At 57.2% G+C, this 16,246-nt stretch carries 11 protein-coding genes; 4 read left to right on the forward strand and 7 right to left on the reverse strand.

The window, feature by feature from the left end; genetic code table 11:
* Positions 1–4: 4 nt before the first annotated feature.
* From ACSQ3H_RS23265 to ACSQ3H_RS23285, 5 genes are all read right to left on the reverse strand, one after another.
* On the reverse strand, positions 5–646 hold the full coding sequence (locus tag ACSQ3H_RS23265; RefSeq protein ID WP_436119233.1) for a S24 family peptidase: 642 nt from the start codon (positions 644–646) through the stop codon (positions 5–7).
* Between the two features lie 145 nt (positions 647–791).
* On the reverse strand, positions 792–3,011 hold the full coding sequence (locus tag ACSQ3H_RS23270) for a 3-hydroxyacyl-CoA dehydrogenase NAD-binding domain-containing protein (RefSeq protein WP_436119234.1): 2,220 nt from the start codon (positions 3,009–3,011) through the stop codon (positions 792–794).
* A 14-nt stretch (positions 3,012–3,025) separates the two neighbouring features.
* The gene (locus ACSQ3H_RS23275; protein WP_436119235.1) at positions 3,026–4,234 is read right to left on the reverse strand and encodes an acetyl-CoA C-acetyltransferase; all 1,209 of its coding nucleotides are present in this window, start codon (positions 4,232–4,234) and stop codon (positions 3,026–3,028) included.
* A gap of 27 nt (positions 4,235–4,261) precedes the next feature.
* Positions 4,262–5,437 carry an acyl-CoA dehydrogenase family protein gene (locus tag ACSQ3H_RS23280; protein WP_436119236.1) on the reverse strand — a complete coding sequence of 392 codons (1,176 nt, stop codon included), beginning with the start codon at positions 5,435–5,437 and terminating at the stop codon, positions 4,262–4,264.
* Positions 5,438–5,502: 65 nt separating this feature from the next.
* Positions 5,503–7,296: an acyl-CoA dehydrogenase C-terminal domain-containing protein gene (locus ACSQ3H_RS23285; protein ID WP_436119237.1), complete on the reverse strand. Its 1,794-nt coding sequence runs from the start codon at positions 7,294–7,296 to the stop codon at positions 5,503–5,505.
* A gap of 449 nt (positions 7,297–7,745) precedes the next feature.
* On the opposite strand from ACSQ3H_RS23285, the gene ACSQ3H_RS23290 reads away from it, so the two are divergent.
* The 3 genes from ACSQ3H_RS23290 (at position 7,746) to ACSQ3H_RS23300 (ending at position 12,994) form a co-directional block, all read left to right on the forward strand.
* Positions 7,746–11,087, forward strand: coding sequence for a peptidoglycan-binding protein (locus tag ACSQ3H_RS23290; protein WP_436119238.1), 3,342 nt, complete (start codon positions 7,746–7,748; stop codon positions 11,085–11,087).
* Positions 11,088–11,270: 183 nt separating this feature from the next.
* Positions 11,271–12,203 carry a sulfite exporter TauE/SafE family protein gene (locus tag ACSQ3H_RS23295; RefSeq protein ID WP_436119239.1) on the forward strand — a complete coding sequence of 311 codons (933 nt, stop codon included), beginning with the start codon at positions 11,271–11,273 and terminating at the stop codon, positions 12,201–12,203.
* Positions 12,204–12,223: 20 nt separating this feature from the next.
* Positions 12,224–12,994, forward strand: a complete 771-nt coding sequence (locus tag ACSQ3H_RS23300; protein ID WP_436119544.1) for a TIGR02186 family protein — start codon at positions 12,224–12,226, stop codon at positions 12,992–12,994.
* Here ACSQ3H_RS23300 and ACSQ3H_RS23305 read toward each other — a convergent pair whose 3' ends face one another.
* Both ACSQ3H_RS23305 and ACSQ3H_RS23310 read right to left on the reverse strand, forming a co-directional pair.
* A complete protein-coding gene (locus ACSQ3H_RS23305) occupies positions 12,995–13,909 on the reverse strand; it encodes a methyltransferase domain-containing protein (protein ID WP_436119240.1) in 915 nt (304 codons plus the stop codon).
* Positions 13,910–13,915: 6 nt separating this feature from the next.
* The gene (locus ACSQ3H_RS23310) at positions 13,916–14,926 is read right to left on the reverse strand and encodes a hypothetical protein (protein WP_436119241.1); all 1,011 of its coding nucleotides are present in this window, start codon (positions 14,924–14,926) and stop codon (positions 13,916–13,918) included.
* A 267-nt stretch (positions 14,927–15,193) separates the two neighbouring features.
* Between ACSQ3H_RS23310 and ACSQ3H_RS23315 the strand changes: the two genes are divergently transcribed.
* Positions 15,194–16,156 (forward strand): NAD(P)H-dependent flavin oxidoreductase, encoded by a 963-nt coding sequence (locus ACSQ3H_RS23315; protein ID WP_436119242.1) that lies wholly within the window; start codon positions 15,194–15,196, stop codon positions 16,154–16,156.
* Positions 16,157–16,246 lie beyond the last annotated feature (90 nt).

Genomic DNA, 16,246 nt, shown 5'->3' on the forward strand with positions numbered 1-16,246 from the left:
GTTCCTATTGGCTCGCCCACAGGATCCGGGCGATCCAATCGACATGAACCGCATCAAAGGTGCGATTGGGATGTTCGGGATTCATCGATTGCAACTCGATCGTGCGCGGCGTCTGACGCGCAAGAATCTTGGCCATGACCTCGCCATCCTTTGTACGCACCACCACACGGTCACCACGCCGAACTGCAGCGCCCGGCGCAACAATAATCGTGTCGCCATCGCGGTAAAGCGGCAGCATGGAATCGCCCGACACCTCGAGCGCATAGACCGCGTCAGCAGATCCGACCGGAAACTCGACAACGTCCCAGCCCTGCCCTACGGGGAAGCCACCATCGTCGAAAAAGCCGCCCGCTCCGGCTTGCGCGAAGCCAAGCAGCGGTACGGAACGCGTTGCGCCGCCGCCCGCACTTGTTGCCCTGCCGAGAACGAGCGTCATAAACTCGTCCAGCGATGCACCGGTGGCGTCCATGATCTTGGCCAGGGATTCCGTCGAGGGCCAGCGCGCACGTCCGTCGACGGCATAGCGCTTGGATTTGTTGAAGGTCGTTGGGTCAAGTCCGGCTCGCTTCGCCAATCCGGAAACGGAAAGGGAATGGCGTTCTGCCAGCGCGTCGATGGCCGCCCATATGCGGTCATGTGAAAACATGGTCTATTCCAGAAATAAGGAAAAAATACCTTCACCAATGTTTTAGGAGGGAATTCTGGAAAAGTCGAGTAAAATTACGGAAAACTTTCTTATTTTACACAGAAAAAGGCGGGCTGAGCCCGCCTTTTCTTGAACACAGGAGCGATCAAGCAGCCCGCTTCTTCTCTTCAACCGGATAGGGATTGAAACGCTCATAGAAGGTCTCGCCCTTTTCGGCCATGTCAAGCAGCAGCTTCGGTGCCTTGAACTGCGCACCATATTTCCGCTGCAGGCCCTTGGCGATCTCGACAAACTTCGCTGCACCCATGCCGTCGATATACGACAGGGTTCCACCCGTATAGGGGGCGAAACCGAAGGCGAGGATTGAGCCGACATCCGCTTCACGCGGATCGGTGACGATACCCTCTTCCATGACACGGGCAGCTTCCAGCGCGATAGTGAACAGGAAGCGCTGTTTCAGCACCTCGACGTCGATCTTGTCCGGGTCCTGTTGCGGGTAAAGCGTCTTCAGTTCCGGCCACAAATGTTTCTTCGCAGGCTTGGCCGGGTAATCATAGAAGCCCTTGCCGTTCTTACGGCCGCGCCGGTCATATTTGTCAACCAGCGTGTTAACCAGTTCCATATGCCGCGGGTCCACTGCCTTTGGTCCAAGATCGGCCAGCGTGGCTTTCAGAATCTTTTGCGACAAATCGATCGCCGTCTCATCATTCAGTGCCAGCGGTCCGACCGGCATGCCGGCCATACGCGCGACATTCTCGATCATCGCCGGCGGCACGCCTTCAACCAGCATGTTGTAGGCTTCCGACATATAGCGAAGGACACAGCGATTGACATAGAAACCGCGCGTATCGTTGACGACGATTGGCGTTTTCTTGATCGCACGCACATAGTCAAGCGCAACGGCGAGCGCCTTGTCCGACGTCTTCTTGCCGAGAATGACTTCCACCAGCATCATCCTGTCGACAGGTGAGAAGAAATGAATGCCGATGAAGTTCTTCGGGCGCTGCGAAACTTTGGCGAGTCCGGTGATCGGCAGCGTCGAGGTATTGGATGCGAAGATCGCGGCTGGTTTCAACACCGCCTCGGCCTTCTCCGTAACAGCGCGCTTGACTTCCCGGTCTTCGAATACAGCCTCGATGACAAGGTCAGCCCCTTCCAGATCGGCATAGTCCGACGATGCTGTGATCAGGCCAAGCAGCTTTTCCTTATCTTCGGCGGTCGCACGGCCCTTCTGCATCTCCTTGGTAATGAGATCGGCGGAATGGGCCTTGCCTTTTTCGGCCGCATCCACACTCTGGTCAATCAGCACCACCGGAATGCCTGCCCTAGCTGTGACATAGGCGATACTCGCGCCCATGAAGCCGGCACCGACCACGCCGATTTTCTTGAACTTGGTTGGCTTCACATCGGTCGGGCGCCGCGCGCCCTTGTTCAATTCCTGCAGGGAGACAAACAGCGAACGGATCATCATTCCTGCTTCCGTCGACTGTAGTATCTTGGTGAAATAGCGCTGCTCGATCTTGAGCGCTGTGTCGAAAGGTACAAGCAGGCCTTCATAGACGGATTTCAGGATCGAGGCCGCGCCGGGATAATTGCCGTAGGTTTCGCGGCGCAAGATCGCCGTGGCGGCTGGCCACAGATTGGCACCAGCCGCGGAATAAATCGCGCCACCGGGAAGCTTGAAACCCTTCTCGTCCCATGGCTGCACTGGCTTCAGACCGCCCTTGATCATCTTCTTTGCTGCATCAACCAGCTTCTTCGCGGGAACAACCTCGTGAACCAGTCCCATGGCCTTGGCACGCGAGGCCGTCAGGCTGGAGCCTGTCGTCATCATTTGCAGAGCGTCTTGCTGATTGGTAAGGCGCGGAACACGTTGTGTACCGCCAGCTCCCGGGAAAATACCAACCTTGACTTCCGGCAGGGCCATCTTCACTGCCGGATCATCCGACACCACGCGGCCATGGCAGGCAAGTGACATCTCGAATGCGCCGCCCATGCAGGTGCCGTTGATCGCCGAAACCCACGGCTTGCCCGAGGTTTCGAGTTTGCGGAACAGGCCGCCCATCTTGCCTGTGTTTTCGAACAGTAGTTCAACCGCTTTCTTCGGATCCTTGGCCTTTTCCTCCTGGAAAAGCTGGAACATGCGCTTGAGCATGGTGAGATCCGCACCGCCCGAAAACGTGTCCTTGCCTGAGGTGATGACAGCGCCCTTGATCGCCTCATCTTTGGCAACGCGATCAACGATTGTGTCCAGTTCCTTCATCACCTCTTCGGTGAAGACATTCATGGATTTGCCGGGCATGTCCCAGATAACAAGCGCAATTCCGTCCGCGTCAACGTCGAATTTGAAGTTCGTATAGCTCATCTTTCTGTTCTCCCTCAGACGCGTTCGATGATGGTTGCAGTGCCCATGCCCGCACCGATGCACAGTGTCACGAGCGCGACATTGAGGTCGCGACGCTCCAGTTCATCAAGAACCGTGCCAAGGATCATCGCACCAGTCGCTCCTAGAGGATGGCCCATAGCGATCGCGCCGCCATTGACGTTGATCTTGTCACGCGGAATGTCGAATGCCTGCATATAGCGCAGCACCACAGCGGCGAAGGCTTCGTTCAGCTCGAACAGATCTATGTCCGAAATCTTCATCTTGGCGCGCTTCAACAATTTTTCCGTCACATCGACCGGGCCGGTCAACATCAGCGCCGGATCGGAGCCGATATTGGCAAAGGCCCGGATACGAGCGCGCGGCTTGGCGCTGAGTGCCTTGCCGGCGCTCTTCGAACCGAGCAATACACCAGCAGCACCATCAACTATGCCGGACGAATTGCCGGCGTGATGCACGTGGTTGATCGTTTCGACTTCCGGATGAGCCTGAATGCCGACAGCATTGAAGCCGCCCATCTCGCCGGGCATGACGAAGGACGGATTAAGTGAGGCCAACGCCTGCATGTCCGTCGTCGGACGCATATGCTCGTCATGATCGAGGATCGTCAGTCCGTTCTGATCCTTGATTTCAAGAACCGAATTCTTGAAGTAGCCCTTCTTCCAGGCTTCTCCGGCGCGCTTCTGGCTTTCGACGGCATAGGCGTCGACATCATCGCGGCTGAAACCGTACTTGGTGGCAATCAAGTCGGCGGAAACGCCCTGCGGCATGAAATAGCTTGGCAGCCCGACCGACGGGTCCATGTACCATGCACCACCCGACATGCCCATGCCGACGCGCGACATGGATTCAACGCCGCCGGCAATCACGATATCGTCGGCACCTTGCACGATCTTGGCCGCAGCGAAATTCACCGCATCGAGACCGGATGCGCAGAAACGCGAGATCTGCATGCCCGGCGCCTTGAAGTCATAGCCCGCTTCGAACGCGGAAGAACGCGGTATGACGGCGCCTGCCTCGCCAACTGGATCGACGCAGCCATAGATGATGTCATCGACCAGCCCAGTATCGAGGCCATTGCGGTCGCGCAGCGCTTCTAGGACATGGGCGCCAAGACGAACGGCCGGCACTTCATGCAGGCTGCCGTCCTTCTTGCCTTTGCCGCGCGGCGTGCGGACGTGATCATAAATATAGGCCTCAGTCATTTCATTCTCCCTGTTCGAACCGGCAGCTCAAAGGCTGCGGGCGATCAAAAGCTTCATGATTTCGTTTGTACCGCCATAGATCCGCTGGACGCGAGCGTCGCGGAACATGCGGGCGATCGGAAATTCGTTCATATAGCCATAGCCGCCGTGCAACTGCAGGCATTCATCAACGACCTTGTTCTGGAGGTCGCTCAGCCAGTATTTCGCCATGGAGGCGGTGACCGGATCGAGCCCGCCGCCGTTCACGTGGCGCTCGACACAGTGATTGTAGAAAACGCGGCCGATGGTGGCTTCAGTCTTGAGCTCGGCGAGCTTGAACTGCGTATTCTGGAACTCGATGACCGCCTTGCCGAAGGCCTTGCGCTCCTTGACGTAGTCGGAGGTGATCGCGATGGCCCGCTCGGCCATGGCAATGGCAGTTCCGCCAATCTGCAGTCTTTCCTGCGGCAATTGCTGCATCAGCTGAACGAAGCCTTGGCCTTCCTCGGTGCCGAGGAGGTTAGAGGCAGGCACCCGGACTTCATTGAAGAACAATTCGGACGTGTCATTTGACTTCAATCCGACCTTGTCGAGGTTGCGCCCACGTTCGAAGCCTTCCTGGCCGTCGGTCTCTATGACGAAAAGAGAGGTGCCTTTTGCGCCCTGCGCCGGATCGGTCTTGGTAACGACGACGACAAGATTAGCGAGCTGGCCATTGGTGATGAACGTTTTCGATCCATTGATGACGTAGTGATTGCCATCCTTCTTTGCGCTAGTCTTGACACCTTGAAGGTCAGAACCCGCACCAGGTTCGGTCATGGCAATGGCGCCAATCAGTTCACCGGTCGCCATTTTCGGCAGCCATCTTTGTTTCTGCTCTTCCGAGCCATAATGCAGAATATAGGGAGCAACGATCGAATTGTGCAGAGCTATGCCGAACCCGTCGACACCGACGTGACTGATAGCTTCGAGGATCGCGCTTTCGTGCGCATAGGTGCCGCCCGCCCCGCCATATTCTTCCGGCATGGAGGCACACAGCAGCCCGTTTTCACCGGCTAATTCCCAGACCGAGCGGTCGAAAATTTCCTGCTTTTCGAAACGGTCATAATGCGGCAGCACCTCGGCCTCAAGAAATTTCGTGGCCATATCTTCCAGCATAACGACATCGTCGGTCTTCCAGTCGGGTTTCGGAACACCCAACACTTCTTCCGGTCGCAGACTCATAACAAACCTCCCGAGATAACCATGGAAGAGCCGCGAGCCGCGGCTCACCTATGCGTAAGACCAGCTTAGAATGCTTCCGCGGCCAGTGCCATCATCGTGTCCGCTCCGGTCTGGATGCGGGCAAGATGCGCCGAGGTCTCCGGCATGACGCGCTCCATGAAGAACTTGCCGGTGACCAGCTTGGTCTCATAGAACGCCTTGTTGTCGGCACCTTCCGCGAGCTTGGCATGCGACGCCTTGGCGATCCGTGCCCACATATAGCCGAGAGCAACCAGACCGAAGAGATGCATATAGTCAGTCGAGGCAGCACCGGCATTGTCCGGGTTTGCCATGCCGTTCTGCATCAACCACATAGATGCTGCCTGCAAATCGTTGAGGCCTTTCTTCAGATGTTTGGTGAAGAAGGCGAGATTTTCGTCGCCGCGGTTTTCTTCGCAGAAATCACCGACTTCCTTGAAGAAGGCCATGACGGCACGCCCGCCATTGGCACCGAGCTTGCGACCGACAAGATCCAGCGCCTGTATGCCATTGGCGCCCTCATAGATCATGGCGATGCGCGCGTCGCGCACATACTGGCTCATCCCATGTTCTTCGATATAACCATGGCCGCCGAAGACCTGCTGCGCCATGCAAGCGTGCTCGAAACCCTTGTCGGTCAGAACGCCCTTCAAAACTGGCGTCATCAGGCCGAGAATGTCATCCGCTAGCTGCTTTTCGGCCTCGTCGCCGGAACGGTGCGCTACGTCAGATTTCAACGCAGACCAGAGGATGAAGGCGCGGCCGGCATCATTGAATGATTTGATCGTCAACAGGATGCGGCGAATGTCCGGATGAACGATGATCGGATCAGCTTTCTTGTTTGGCTCTTTCGGCCCGGTCAGTGCGCGGCCCTGGATGCGGTCGCGCGCATAGATGGCTGCATTCTGATAGGCGATCTCGCCGATGGACAGGCCTTGCAGGGCAACGCCCAGCCGCGCCTCGTTCATCATGGTGAACATGGCGCGAAGGCCTTTGTTCTCGCCGCCAATCAGAAAGCCCGTGGCTTCATCATAGTTCATGACGCAGGTCGAGTTACCGTGAATGCCCATCTTCTCTTCGATTGAACCGCACGACACGCCATTGCGCGTTCCGGGATTGCCATTCTCGTCTAGATTGAACTTCGGCACGATGAATAGCGAGATGCCCTTGGTTCCTTCCGGCGCACCTTCGATGCGGGCGAGAACCAGGTGAATGATATTCTCCGCCATGTCGTGTTCACCCGCGGAAATGAAAATCTTTTGCCCGGAAATCCTGTAGGACCCGTCGCCGTTGGGCACGGCCTTGCTGCGCAACAAACCAAGATCGGTTCCGCAATGCGGCTCGGTAAGGTTCATGGTGCCTGTCCAAGTGCCGTCGGTCATCTTGGGCAGGTAGGCCTGCTTTTGCTCGTCAGTGCCATGGGTCAGAATAGCGGCGATCGCGCCCTGCGTCAGGCCGGGATACATGACCAACGCCATGTTTGCCGATGCCATATATTCGCCGACAGCCACATGCAGCGCATAGGGCAGGCCTTGCCCACCGAATTCCTGCGGCACGGCAAGTCCGACCCAGCCGCCTTCGCGATACTGGTCGAATGCTTCTTTGAAGCCTTTCGGCGTCGCTACCGAACCGTCATCATGCCGCACACAGCCCTCATGATCGCCGGACTGGTTCACCGGAAACAGCGTGTTCTCAGCCAGCTTCGCGCCCTCGCCCAGAATCGCCTCTACAATATCGGGCGATGCGTCGGCAAAACCCGGCAAATTGTTGTAACGCTCAAAACCCAGGACATCGTTCAGGATAAACAGCGTGTCTTCAACAGGCGCACGATAACTCGGCATTAGCTTCCTCCTAAACAAACGAGCAAAAACGGCACGCAGGCCATGGTGCCGTTGAGATTTCGTCCAATTTAACAAACTTTGACGTTTCCGTAAACGTCAAAGTTTATTGATTTACGTCTCACCGATTCATTTAGTCGGCAGGCACACCGGTTTTAAGGTCACGACATGGCTTTGAGATGAAATCGACTATGTAAATTTATATAGCCGAATACATTTTTAACCATTCGAACCCGTGTCTTAACCAGTTGTTTACCACGTTTCGCCAATGTCACGATGACGGTGAACCGTGTCTATGTGTGATTTGTTTTTCACGGCTTGTCGGATCGCATGGGGCGCAAGCTCCTGGCTCTCCGGTTTGGCCCCGACGCGCACAGCGCTACCGGCTGTTTCCCTAGAGCGATGATTTTTCACCCGCCACAATGTGGCGTCAACTCGGGCAGCAGACGTCCATGACGAACCAGAGGTCACTAATGGAACAGGTCAATGTGAATCGCGCACGCCGTGATGCGACGTCGCTGGACAGTCTCAACCGCACCCTCGAAAACCTCGAAAGCCAGTTGCGCAGTGCGATGGAACCGAAAAAACCGGAAATCCGCGAGGAAAGTCAGGACATCGCCGATCGCTTCGCGGCCCTCGCCTCACGCGCCGGGCAATTGGCCATGCCACGGCACGTTGCAGCGAACCCCGCTTCCAATCGCCAGCGACCCGATGGCAAGCATGACCTCTCGGCAATAGCCGCGCAGCTCAAGCAGCTCCGTGAAGAGATGCAGGACGAGATCAAGACGCCCGTCCGTGCCGATCCGGAACCGCATGGCGAAACGATGAACAGGCTCAGCCAGTCAACCGCTTCAAACGATCTCTTGTTCAACCGCACTTCGGCCAGCCGCCCGGAAACGGGTCATCTTTCCATGCTGCGCGGCGACCTCGATGAGTTGAAGCGCACCGTCAATACGCTGGCCCGCGAAGAATCAGTGCAGAACCTTGGCAATCGCTGGGATGCAATTGATGAACGCTTCGACGACTTTGCGCGGAGGGTTCCTTCAACATCTGGAAGTAGTACCTCGCTGACCACCAAATATATGCAACAGATCGATGAGCGCCTCGATGAGATCAGCCGCGCCATCGTTGCCACCTCACGTCCGGTCTCCGCGCCGTCCATAGAAGCCGACGCCTTCGAGCGGCTGGAAGCGCGCATCACGGCGCTGGTCACGAGCGACCGCACCTCGGATACGATCCTCAAGCGCATGGGTGAACTTGCACAACGCGTCGATCAGATCACCGAGCAGAGCAAAGCACCCGCGATCAATCTCGACATCTTGTCTGAACAGCTCTCGGCAGTAACGCGCCATCTGCAAAATGCACCGGCCGCGATCAACATTTCCGACTTCCGCGATCTGGAAGATCGCGTCCTGCAGATCATTCACAAGCTCGAAACCATGCCGCAGCCCGCGGCTGATCCTGCATTCATCGAAAAGATCGACCAGCGCTTCGAAGAACTGACGCGCCGCCTCGACGATCACCATCTGATGACCGAGAACAGCGATATTCGACTGACCGACAATATCGAAGCCCGCTTCGAGGATATGGCGCGTTACGTTGCGCAGAATGTGCCTCAGACTGATGGCACGCACGATGCCATCCGCAGTCTTGAACTGCAGATCGCTGGGTTGGCAGAGCATCTGGCCCAATCCAATGACCACTACGCGGAAATGTCCGCGATCCCGCCACGCCTCGACGCGATTGAGGAATCGATGGCTGCCAATCGCGATTTCGTCGTTGAAGCTGCACGCAACGCTGCGGCCGAAGCGATCCGCAATACCGCTAATTTCGGCAGCGACCAAGACAGCACGATTGCCCGCGAACTTGCCGACGATCTGAAGACGCTGGAAAAACTTTCGCGCAAATCCGAAGAGCGCAACAGTAAGACCTTCGAGGCAATCCACGATACACTGCTCAAGATTGTCGACCGTCTCGCCTCGCTCGAAAGCGGTCCGGTACCGGTCTACAGGCCGCTTGCGGCCCGGATTGAAGAGACAATCATCCCCGAAGAACCGGCAATGAAGGCAACCCTCGCCTACGATCCCACCATCGATGTCGGGCCGGCTCTCAATGCGCAGATCCTCCCAGAAAGCGAAGAACTGTCGTCGGAATTGACGCTCGCCAGTGATGCCGAAGTGCCGGAAGAGGCGCCCCGCGAAAAGAAGTCTCTGTTCGGCACCCTTACTCGCAGCCTGAAGGGACGCGGCAAGCAGGAAATCGTACCGCAGGATCCGGAAATCGATATCGTCGAGGAAACAGAGAAGGCGGATACAAAGCCGGAACTCGATCCGGACATCCTCAATCGTCCACTCGAACCCGGTTCTGGCATGCCCGATCTCAATTCCATCTTGAAGCGCGTTCGTGATGACCGCCGGGATACATTGCTTGCCGGCGATACATCTGCAGGCAAAGCCGATTTCATCGCAGCCGCCCGCCGCGCAGCCCAGGCAGCAGCTTCGGAAGTCGAAAACCAGAAGCGCTCATCCGTTTCGGACAAAGCCGACGGTGCCAAGGGCAGCTTGTTCTCGCGTCAGCGTAAGCCGATCCTCCTCGCGATCGGTGCGATCATGATCGCAATCGTCGGCCTGCAGTTGAAGAACGCATTTCTCGACCATCCGGCCGGGCTCGATAAGGCACCTATCGCCCAGCCTGCGGCACCGGAACCAACAGCGGAGGTTGCTGCCCAAGCGCCCGAACCAGTACAGCCTGCAGAGCAGGCAAAGGCTCCGGAACCCGCAACTCCAGTCGAAAACAGCACACCGAAGGAACTCGCGGCATCACAGCCCGCACCGGACAGCGTGGAAGCCGTGATCGCTACGCAGCAGGCGACGCCATCCACCATCGACGCCACGCTGTCCGCACCGGCTGCCGATGCCGCATCGACCACAGCCATTCCGTCCATCCCGACGGAAGCCGGACCGGAACCGCTGCGTGATGCGGCAGCAAACGGCGACAGTAAGGCGCTTTTCGAAATCGGTAACCGCTATATGGACGGGCGAGGTGTAACCAGCGACTTCGCCAAGGCAGCCGAATGGTACAATCTTGCGGCAGAACGCGGCTTTGCTCCGGCCCAATATCGTATCGGCAACTTCTACGAAAAGGGCCTTGGCCTCACTCGCGATCTGGCGAAAGCCAAGACCTACTATCAACTCGCCGCCGAACAGGGCAACGCCAGCGCCATGCACAACCTCGCAGTTCTGTTTGCTGCCGGGGTCGACGGCGCGGCGCCGGACAATGAAGCGGCCGCGCGCTGGTTTACCCAGGCGGCCGAATTCGGTGTCAAGGACAGCCAGTTCAATCTCGGCATTCTTTCAGCCAAGGGCGTGGGCCTGCCGCAGAACCTCGAAGAGAGCTACAAATGGTTCGCCCTTGCGGCCAATGCCGGCGACAAGGACGCCGCCCAGAAGCGGGACGATGTTGCCAAGGCCATGTCTCCCGAACAGCTGGAACGCGCAAAGGCTGCTGCCGAGCTTTGGAAGCCGAAGCAGTTAAACCCCGATGCCAATGCGCTCAACGTTCCGGACGATTGGCGCGAGAGCCCGACAACGACGGGTTCGATCGACATGGAAAAGGCAATTCGCAATATCCAGCTCATCCTCAACAAGCATGGCTATGATGCAGGCGGTTCAGACGGCAAGATCGGTTCGAAGACACGTGACGCGATCATGGCCTTCCAGAAAGACAATGGGCTGAAGCCGACTGGCAATATCGACAAGGACCTTGTTCGCAACCTGCTCCGGAAGAACGGTTGAGTTCGAGTTCTGGCCGGATAAAAGGTACTTGCGACACATGGGTTCGCGTTTAAACCGCAATGCGCTGCCGCCTTCAGTCAGAATTTGACTTGAGCCCGGCAAGCGGGCAAGAAACCTTAAAGAATTGCTGTCATTGTGGTGTTACGACGGTGTCCTAACACCACAGTGGGTTTGGGGTTCGCATTGGGTATTTACCTGCCTATAGCCGAGATTTCGGTCAATGTCTTCGTGCTCTTTTTCATGGGCGCGGCGGTGGGATTTCTATCGGGCATGTTTGGCGTTGGCGGCGGGTTTTTGATCACTCCACTGCTGATTTTCTACAATATTCCACCGGCGGTTGCAGTTGCCACCGGCGCGAACCAGGTCATCGCCTCGTCATTCAGCGGTGCTCTCACCCATTTCAAACGTGGCACGCTCGACGTCAAGCTCGGCTCGCTGCTCGTCATCGGGGGCGTGATCGGCGCCGGAGTCGGCATTTACGTCTTTGTCCTGCTGCGTGAACTTGGCCAGCTCGATCTCATCGTGTCGCTGCTCTATGTCATCTTTCTCAGCACGGTTGGCGGCCTCATGTTATATGAGAGCGTTCAGGCCATGCGGCGGACAAGAGCTGGCCAGCTCTCCAATCTGAAGAAGCCGGGTCAGCACAATTGGGTGCATCGCCTGCCGTTCAAGATGCGGTTCCGTGCCTCGAAAATCTATGTGAGCATCATCCCCGTTCTAGTGCTTGGCGGAGCCATCGGCTTCCTTTCATCAATCATGGGTGTCGGCGGCGGCTTCATCATGGTCCCGGCGATGATCTACCTGCTAAAGGTACCGACAAACGTGGTTATCGGAACGTCCCTCTATCAGATCGTCTTCGTCACAGCCTTCACTACTGTGATGCAGGCGACGACCAACCAGTCGGTCGATATCGTGCTGGCGATGCTTTTGATGACGGGCGGGGTGATAGGCGCGCAGTATGGTGCCCGTATTGGCCAGAAATTGCGCGGCGAGCAATTGCGCGCCCTGCTGGCCATGCTCGTTCTGGCGGTTGGCCTGCGCCTTGCGATCGAACTTTTCGTCACGCCAGATGATCTTTATTCTATCACTGTTGCCCTGGCGACAGGTGCATCATGAAGACCGTCGCCGCTGCTCTGATGCTGATCATCGCGCTCGCTGCTGGACAAGAGGTTCGCGCGCAGCAATTGCCTGGCAACAAGGAGACCGTTGAAATCGGCCTCTCCACCGATACGATCGCCATTACATCCGGCTTCCGAGGCACAGACCTCACGGTATTTGGCGCGCTGGACAATGCCGATCCACTGATCCAGCGGCAAGGACGCTATGACATCGTCGTGGTCCTGGAAGGACCAGAACGCGATTTTGTCGTACGCCGCAAAGATAGGTTCTTCGGCATCTGGGTCAATGCTGAGTCGGTATCGTTCCAGCACATTCCAGCCTCCTACTCGCTCGCGTCAACCCGCAACCTTCAGGATATAACCACGCCGAAGACATTCGGCCAGCTTAGTCTCGGCGTGAACAATATCTACTACGAGCCGACGCCCGATGGTTTTGGATCAAGCGAATCCCTTAAGGAGTTCACCAAGGAGTTACCGCGGCTGAAGCTCAAACAGCAGCTCTATAACCAGCGCCCGGGCGATGTGCAGTTCCTGTCATCTACCCTGTTCCGTGCGACCCTGTCGCTGCCCGCTAACGTGCCCGTGGGTAAGCATGTTGCGCGCGCCTATCTGTTCCGCAATGGTGAATTCTTGCGTGAAAGCGCGACGAGCCTCAACATCGTCAAAGCGGGTCTGGAATTCCGTATCTACCGCGCCGCCAATCAGTACAGCCTGCTCTACGGACTCTTCGCAGTGTTCCTCGCCGTCATTACCGGCTGGATGGGACGGCTCGTATTCCGAAAGGATTGATCAGACGTCAGGTCGCGCCACAACGATAAGCCCTTGTAACGGTTCGCCCCGATCGAGGCGAATGGTCTCTCGCTGAAGAGTTAATAGCGTCATCGAATTTTCGGCCAAAAGCCGCCGGACGTAGCCTTCAGAATGGGTGTAGCGCAGCGATCGCTGCAGGATCAGCTCATCGTCGCCCAAATGATTCTCCACGGAAAATGCGAACAACCCATCCGGAGCCAAGGCCCGCGCGACATTGGCGAAGGCGCGGTGGAGATCGCCGACATAGACAAAGACATCCGCGGCAATGATGAGATCAGTGCTTTGGGCGGGCGTGTCGAGTTCGTTCACGTCGCCTTTGGCGAGGCTGTCATATATCTGCTTCTCGGTGGCCTTCTGCAGCATGGCTTCGGAGAGGTCCATGCCGCCCAAATGATCAGCATAGGCACGGAAATATGGACCCATGAGGCCGGTACCGCAGCCAAGATCGAGCACGGAGTGGAAACGCCGTTCCGACACAGCTACCTTGATGGCATTCGCCAGCAATTCGGGTACTCGATACTCCAGCCTGTCCAAAAGCGCTGTCTCAAAGGTCGGTGCATAGGCATCGAACAGAGTTTCAACATAGGCCGTGGGCGGCGTTTCTGGTACGGCAGTGTGGCCGGCCGCTGCGAGCTTCAATCCTGCGCCAAAGCGATCGTCTGGGTCGAGCTGCAGCAATTTGCGCCAAGCTTCGGCCGCTGCATCACCCTGCCCTGCCGCCTCATGCATCTCGCCAAGGCGAAAAAGGCCGGCGGTCCAATTGGGGGTTATCTCCAGCGCCTGCCGCATGAGGTCCGCAGCGGCGCCATGGTCTCCGGTTTCGAACAGCATGTCCGCATAGGAAGCCCGGCGGTCAGCAATTAGATCACCGGAAGACAGGAATGCGCGCTCCATCTTCGTCTAGTTCGTGACCTGAACGCGGATGGAAATGATATCCACCGATTGTCCAGCCTGGGTTATGTCCGAATTGATCTTGATCGTACCGCCCGACGCTGGTTTCTTGTCCGCTGGGAACTGCTTCTGCACCAGATAATCATTGCTCGCGTCGGAGACATCGAAACGCTTGCGTCCGCAATCGCCCAGTTCGCCGAAGTCGCAGCTCACAGCCATTTGCGTCCTCGTACCGTCCTCGCTCTTGGCGACAATATCGAACATCGCATTTTTACCGGCAAGCTGTTCGAGAACGCCTTGACCGACCTGGAAACTGACTTCATCGGCTTCACTGGGCGACTTGATACGCAGATATTTCTCCACCTGGTCGCCATCGATCGTCGCCGTTGCTCGCCCGGCCACTGACACCTGTGTCGTGTCGGACGGATCGAAAATCGTAATCCAGTTGCCCTCGGGCGACAACTCGCCTTCCTTCAGCGGCTCATGGCTGCCACTTGCGGCGGGATTGCCGGTGCTTGGCGGGATGCTGGACGGCTTCGAATTGATGATTCCGGAGGCGACGAGCCAGAGCAGACCGAGCGCGAGGGCCAGGATGGCGAGAATGATGACAAATTTGGATAGGCCGCTCGCCTTCTTACGTTCCGCGTTTCGCTTCAGCCGTGGGCGCAAACGGTCCGGGCGATAATTGTCGGCTGCAACAGGTCCATCCGTTACCAGTTCCGGTGCGTCAAGTTCAGGTTCCGGTCCAACATCAATCGTTGGTTCGATCCTTGTCGAAGACTGCGAAAGCACCGGTTCGCGCCTTTCAGCAACGGGAGCCGGTACCGGGAGCGTTATCGAACCAGTTGTCTGAACTTCTTTCTCGATCCGGGTGATTGCATCCTTCAGTCGTTCGCGACGCTCGTCCCGTTGCTCGTCGTCCAGCGCCCCGTTGGCTGCGAGCGAACGCTCATGCGCGCCCCACGCCGATTCGTAGACCTTCTGCCGAATCGCAGGGTTCCCGACGTCGACCTTTGTCAACGCATTCCTGATCGCTTGTTCGATCGCTTCCAACTCGACGATTATCCCTTCAATGCGGCTTGAATGTTTGGGTAGCCATAACGTATCTCACTGCTTATTCAAGACTGTAGCGGCGCAATGATGGCCGTTTGCCATCATGAACTGTTATGTTCAATGTGTCGTGCCGCTTCGTTCGATTATGGGCAGATCACCTTTCACTTGCCCAACCCTACAGGTCTGCTAAAGATTTACGTTTACGCGAACGTCAAAATTCATCGGAGATACACCATGGCCCTGCCGGAAATCCTGAAGTCGAAGCTGCGCATTCCGGTGGTTGGTGCACCACTTTTTATCATATCGCACCCCGCGTTGGTGCTGGCGCAGTGCAAGGCCGGAATTGTTGGCTCCTTTCCAGCTTTGAATGCTCGTCCCGAAGCGCAGCTTGATGAATGGCTCGCCGAGATCACGGAAGGTCTGCGCAATCACGACGAGAAAAACCCGGATCGTCCTGCCGCACCCTTTGCCGTGAACCAGATTGTGCACCGTTCCAACAAACGGCTCGAACATGACCTGATGATGTGCGTAAAGTACAAGGTTCCCATCGTAATTTCGTCTTTGGGCGCGGTTCCGGAAGTGAACGAGGCGATTCACTCCTATGGCGGAATTGTCCTCCACGATATCATCAACAACCGCCACGCGAACTCCGCCATTCGCAAAGGCGCGGATGGGTTGATAGCGGTTGCAGCAGGGGCCGGCGGCCATGCGGGTCCGCTCTCGCCTTTCGCACTTGTTCAGGAAATCCGCGAATGGTTCGACGGCCCGCTCCTCCTGTCCGGTGCCATTGCCACCGGTCGCGCTATCCTAGGCGCTCAGGCCATGGGCGCGGACCTCGCCTATATCGGCTCACCATTCATCGCGACCAATGAGGCGCGTGCGGTCGACGGCTACAAGCAGATGATCGTGGACTCCACTTCTTCTGATATCGTCTATTCAAGTTACTTCACCGGAATTCATGGAAATTACCTGAAGCCATCCATCGCCAAGACCGGAATGGACCCGGACCATTTACCGGAAGCTGATCCTACAAAGATGGACTTCGAGGCAGCAACGACCGGCGCCAAAGCTTGGAAGGATATCTGGGGCTGTGGTCAAGGCATTGGCGCGATTAAGGAAATTCTCCCTGCAGGCGATCTCGTTGCACGGCTCGAACGGGAATATCATGCGGCAAAGACGAAACTCTGCGCTGCGTGAGCACTCGTGGTCGTGTTGGAAGCTCTCTTCGAACATGCTGTAGCCAGGCCATCGGTCATCAAATCTTCCAGCGTTGTCCGGCGCATACTG

The organism is Phyllobacterium sp. LjRoot231 (assembly GCF_964253365.1).
GTDB lineage: Bacteria > Pseudomonadota > Alphaproteobacteria > Rhizobiales > Rhizobiaceae > Phyllobacterium.

Bases quoted from the DNA above. Each gene is read 5' to 3' on its own strand.
- ACSQ3H_RS23300 (WP_436119544.1), top strand. From the start codon at position 12,224: ATGCTGATCATCGCGCTCGCTGCTGGACAAGAGGTTCGCGCGCAGCAA.
- ACSQ3H_RS23315 (WP_436119242.1), top strand. From the start codon at position 15,194: ATGGCCCTGCCGGAAATCCTGAAGTCGAAGCTGCGCATTCCGGTGGTT.
- ACSQ3H_RS23280 (WP_436119236.1), bottom strand. From the start codon at position 5,437: ATGAGTCTGCGACCGGAAGAAGTGTTGGGTGTTCCGAAACCCGACTGG.
- ACSQ3H_RS23305 (WP_436119240.1), bottom strand. From the start codon at position 13,909: ATGGAGCGCGCATTCCTGTCTTCCGGTGATCTAATTGCTGACCGCCGG.
- ACSQ3H_RS23265 (WP_436119233.1), bottom strand. From the start codon at position 646: ATGTTTTCACATGACCGCATATGGGCGGCCATCGACGCGCTGGCAGAA.
- ACSQ3H_RS23290 (WP_436119238.1), top strand. From the start codon at position 7,746: ATGACGAACCAGAGGTCACTAATGGAACAGGTCAATGTGAATCGCGCA.
- ACSQ3H_RS23275 (WP_436119235.1), bottom strand. From the start codon at position 4,234: ATGACTGAGGCCTATATTTATGATCACGTCCGCACGCCGCGCGGCAAA.
- ACSQ3H_RS23270 (WP_436119234.1), bottom strand. From the start codon at position 3,011: ATGAGCTATACGAACTTCAAATTCGACGTTGACGCGGACGGAATTGCG.
- ACSQ3H_RS23285 (WP_436119237.1), bottom strand. From the start codon at position 7,296: ATGCCGAGTTATCGTGCGCCTGTTGAAGACACGCTGTTTATCCTGAAC.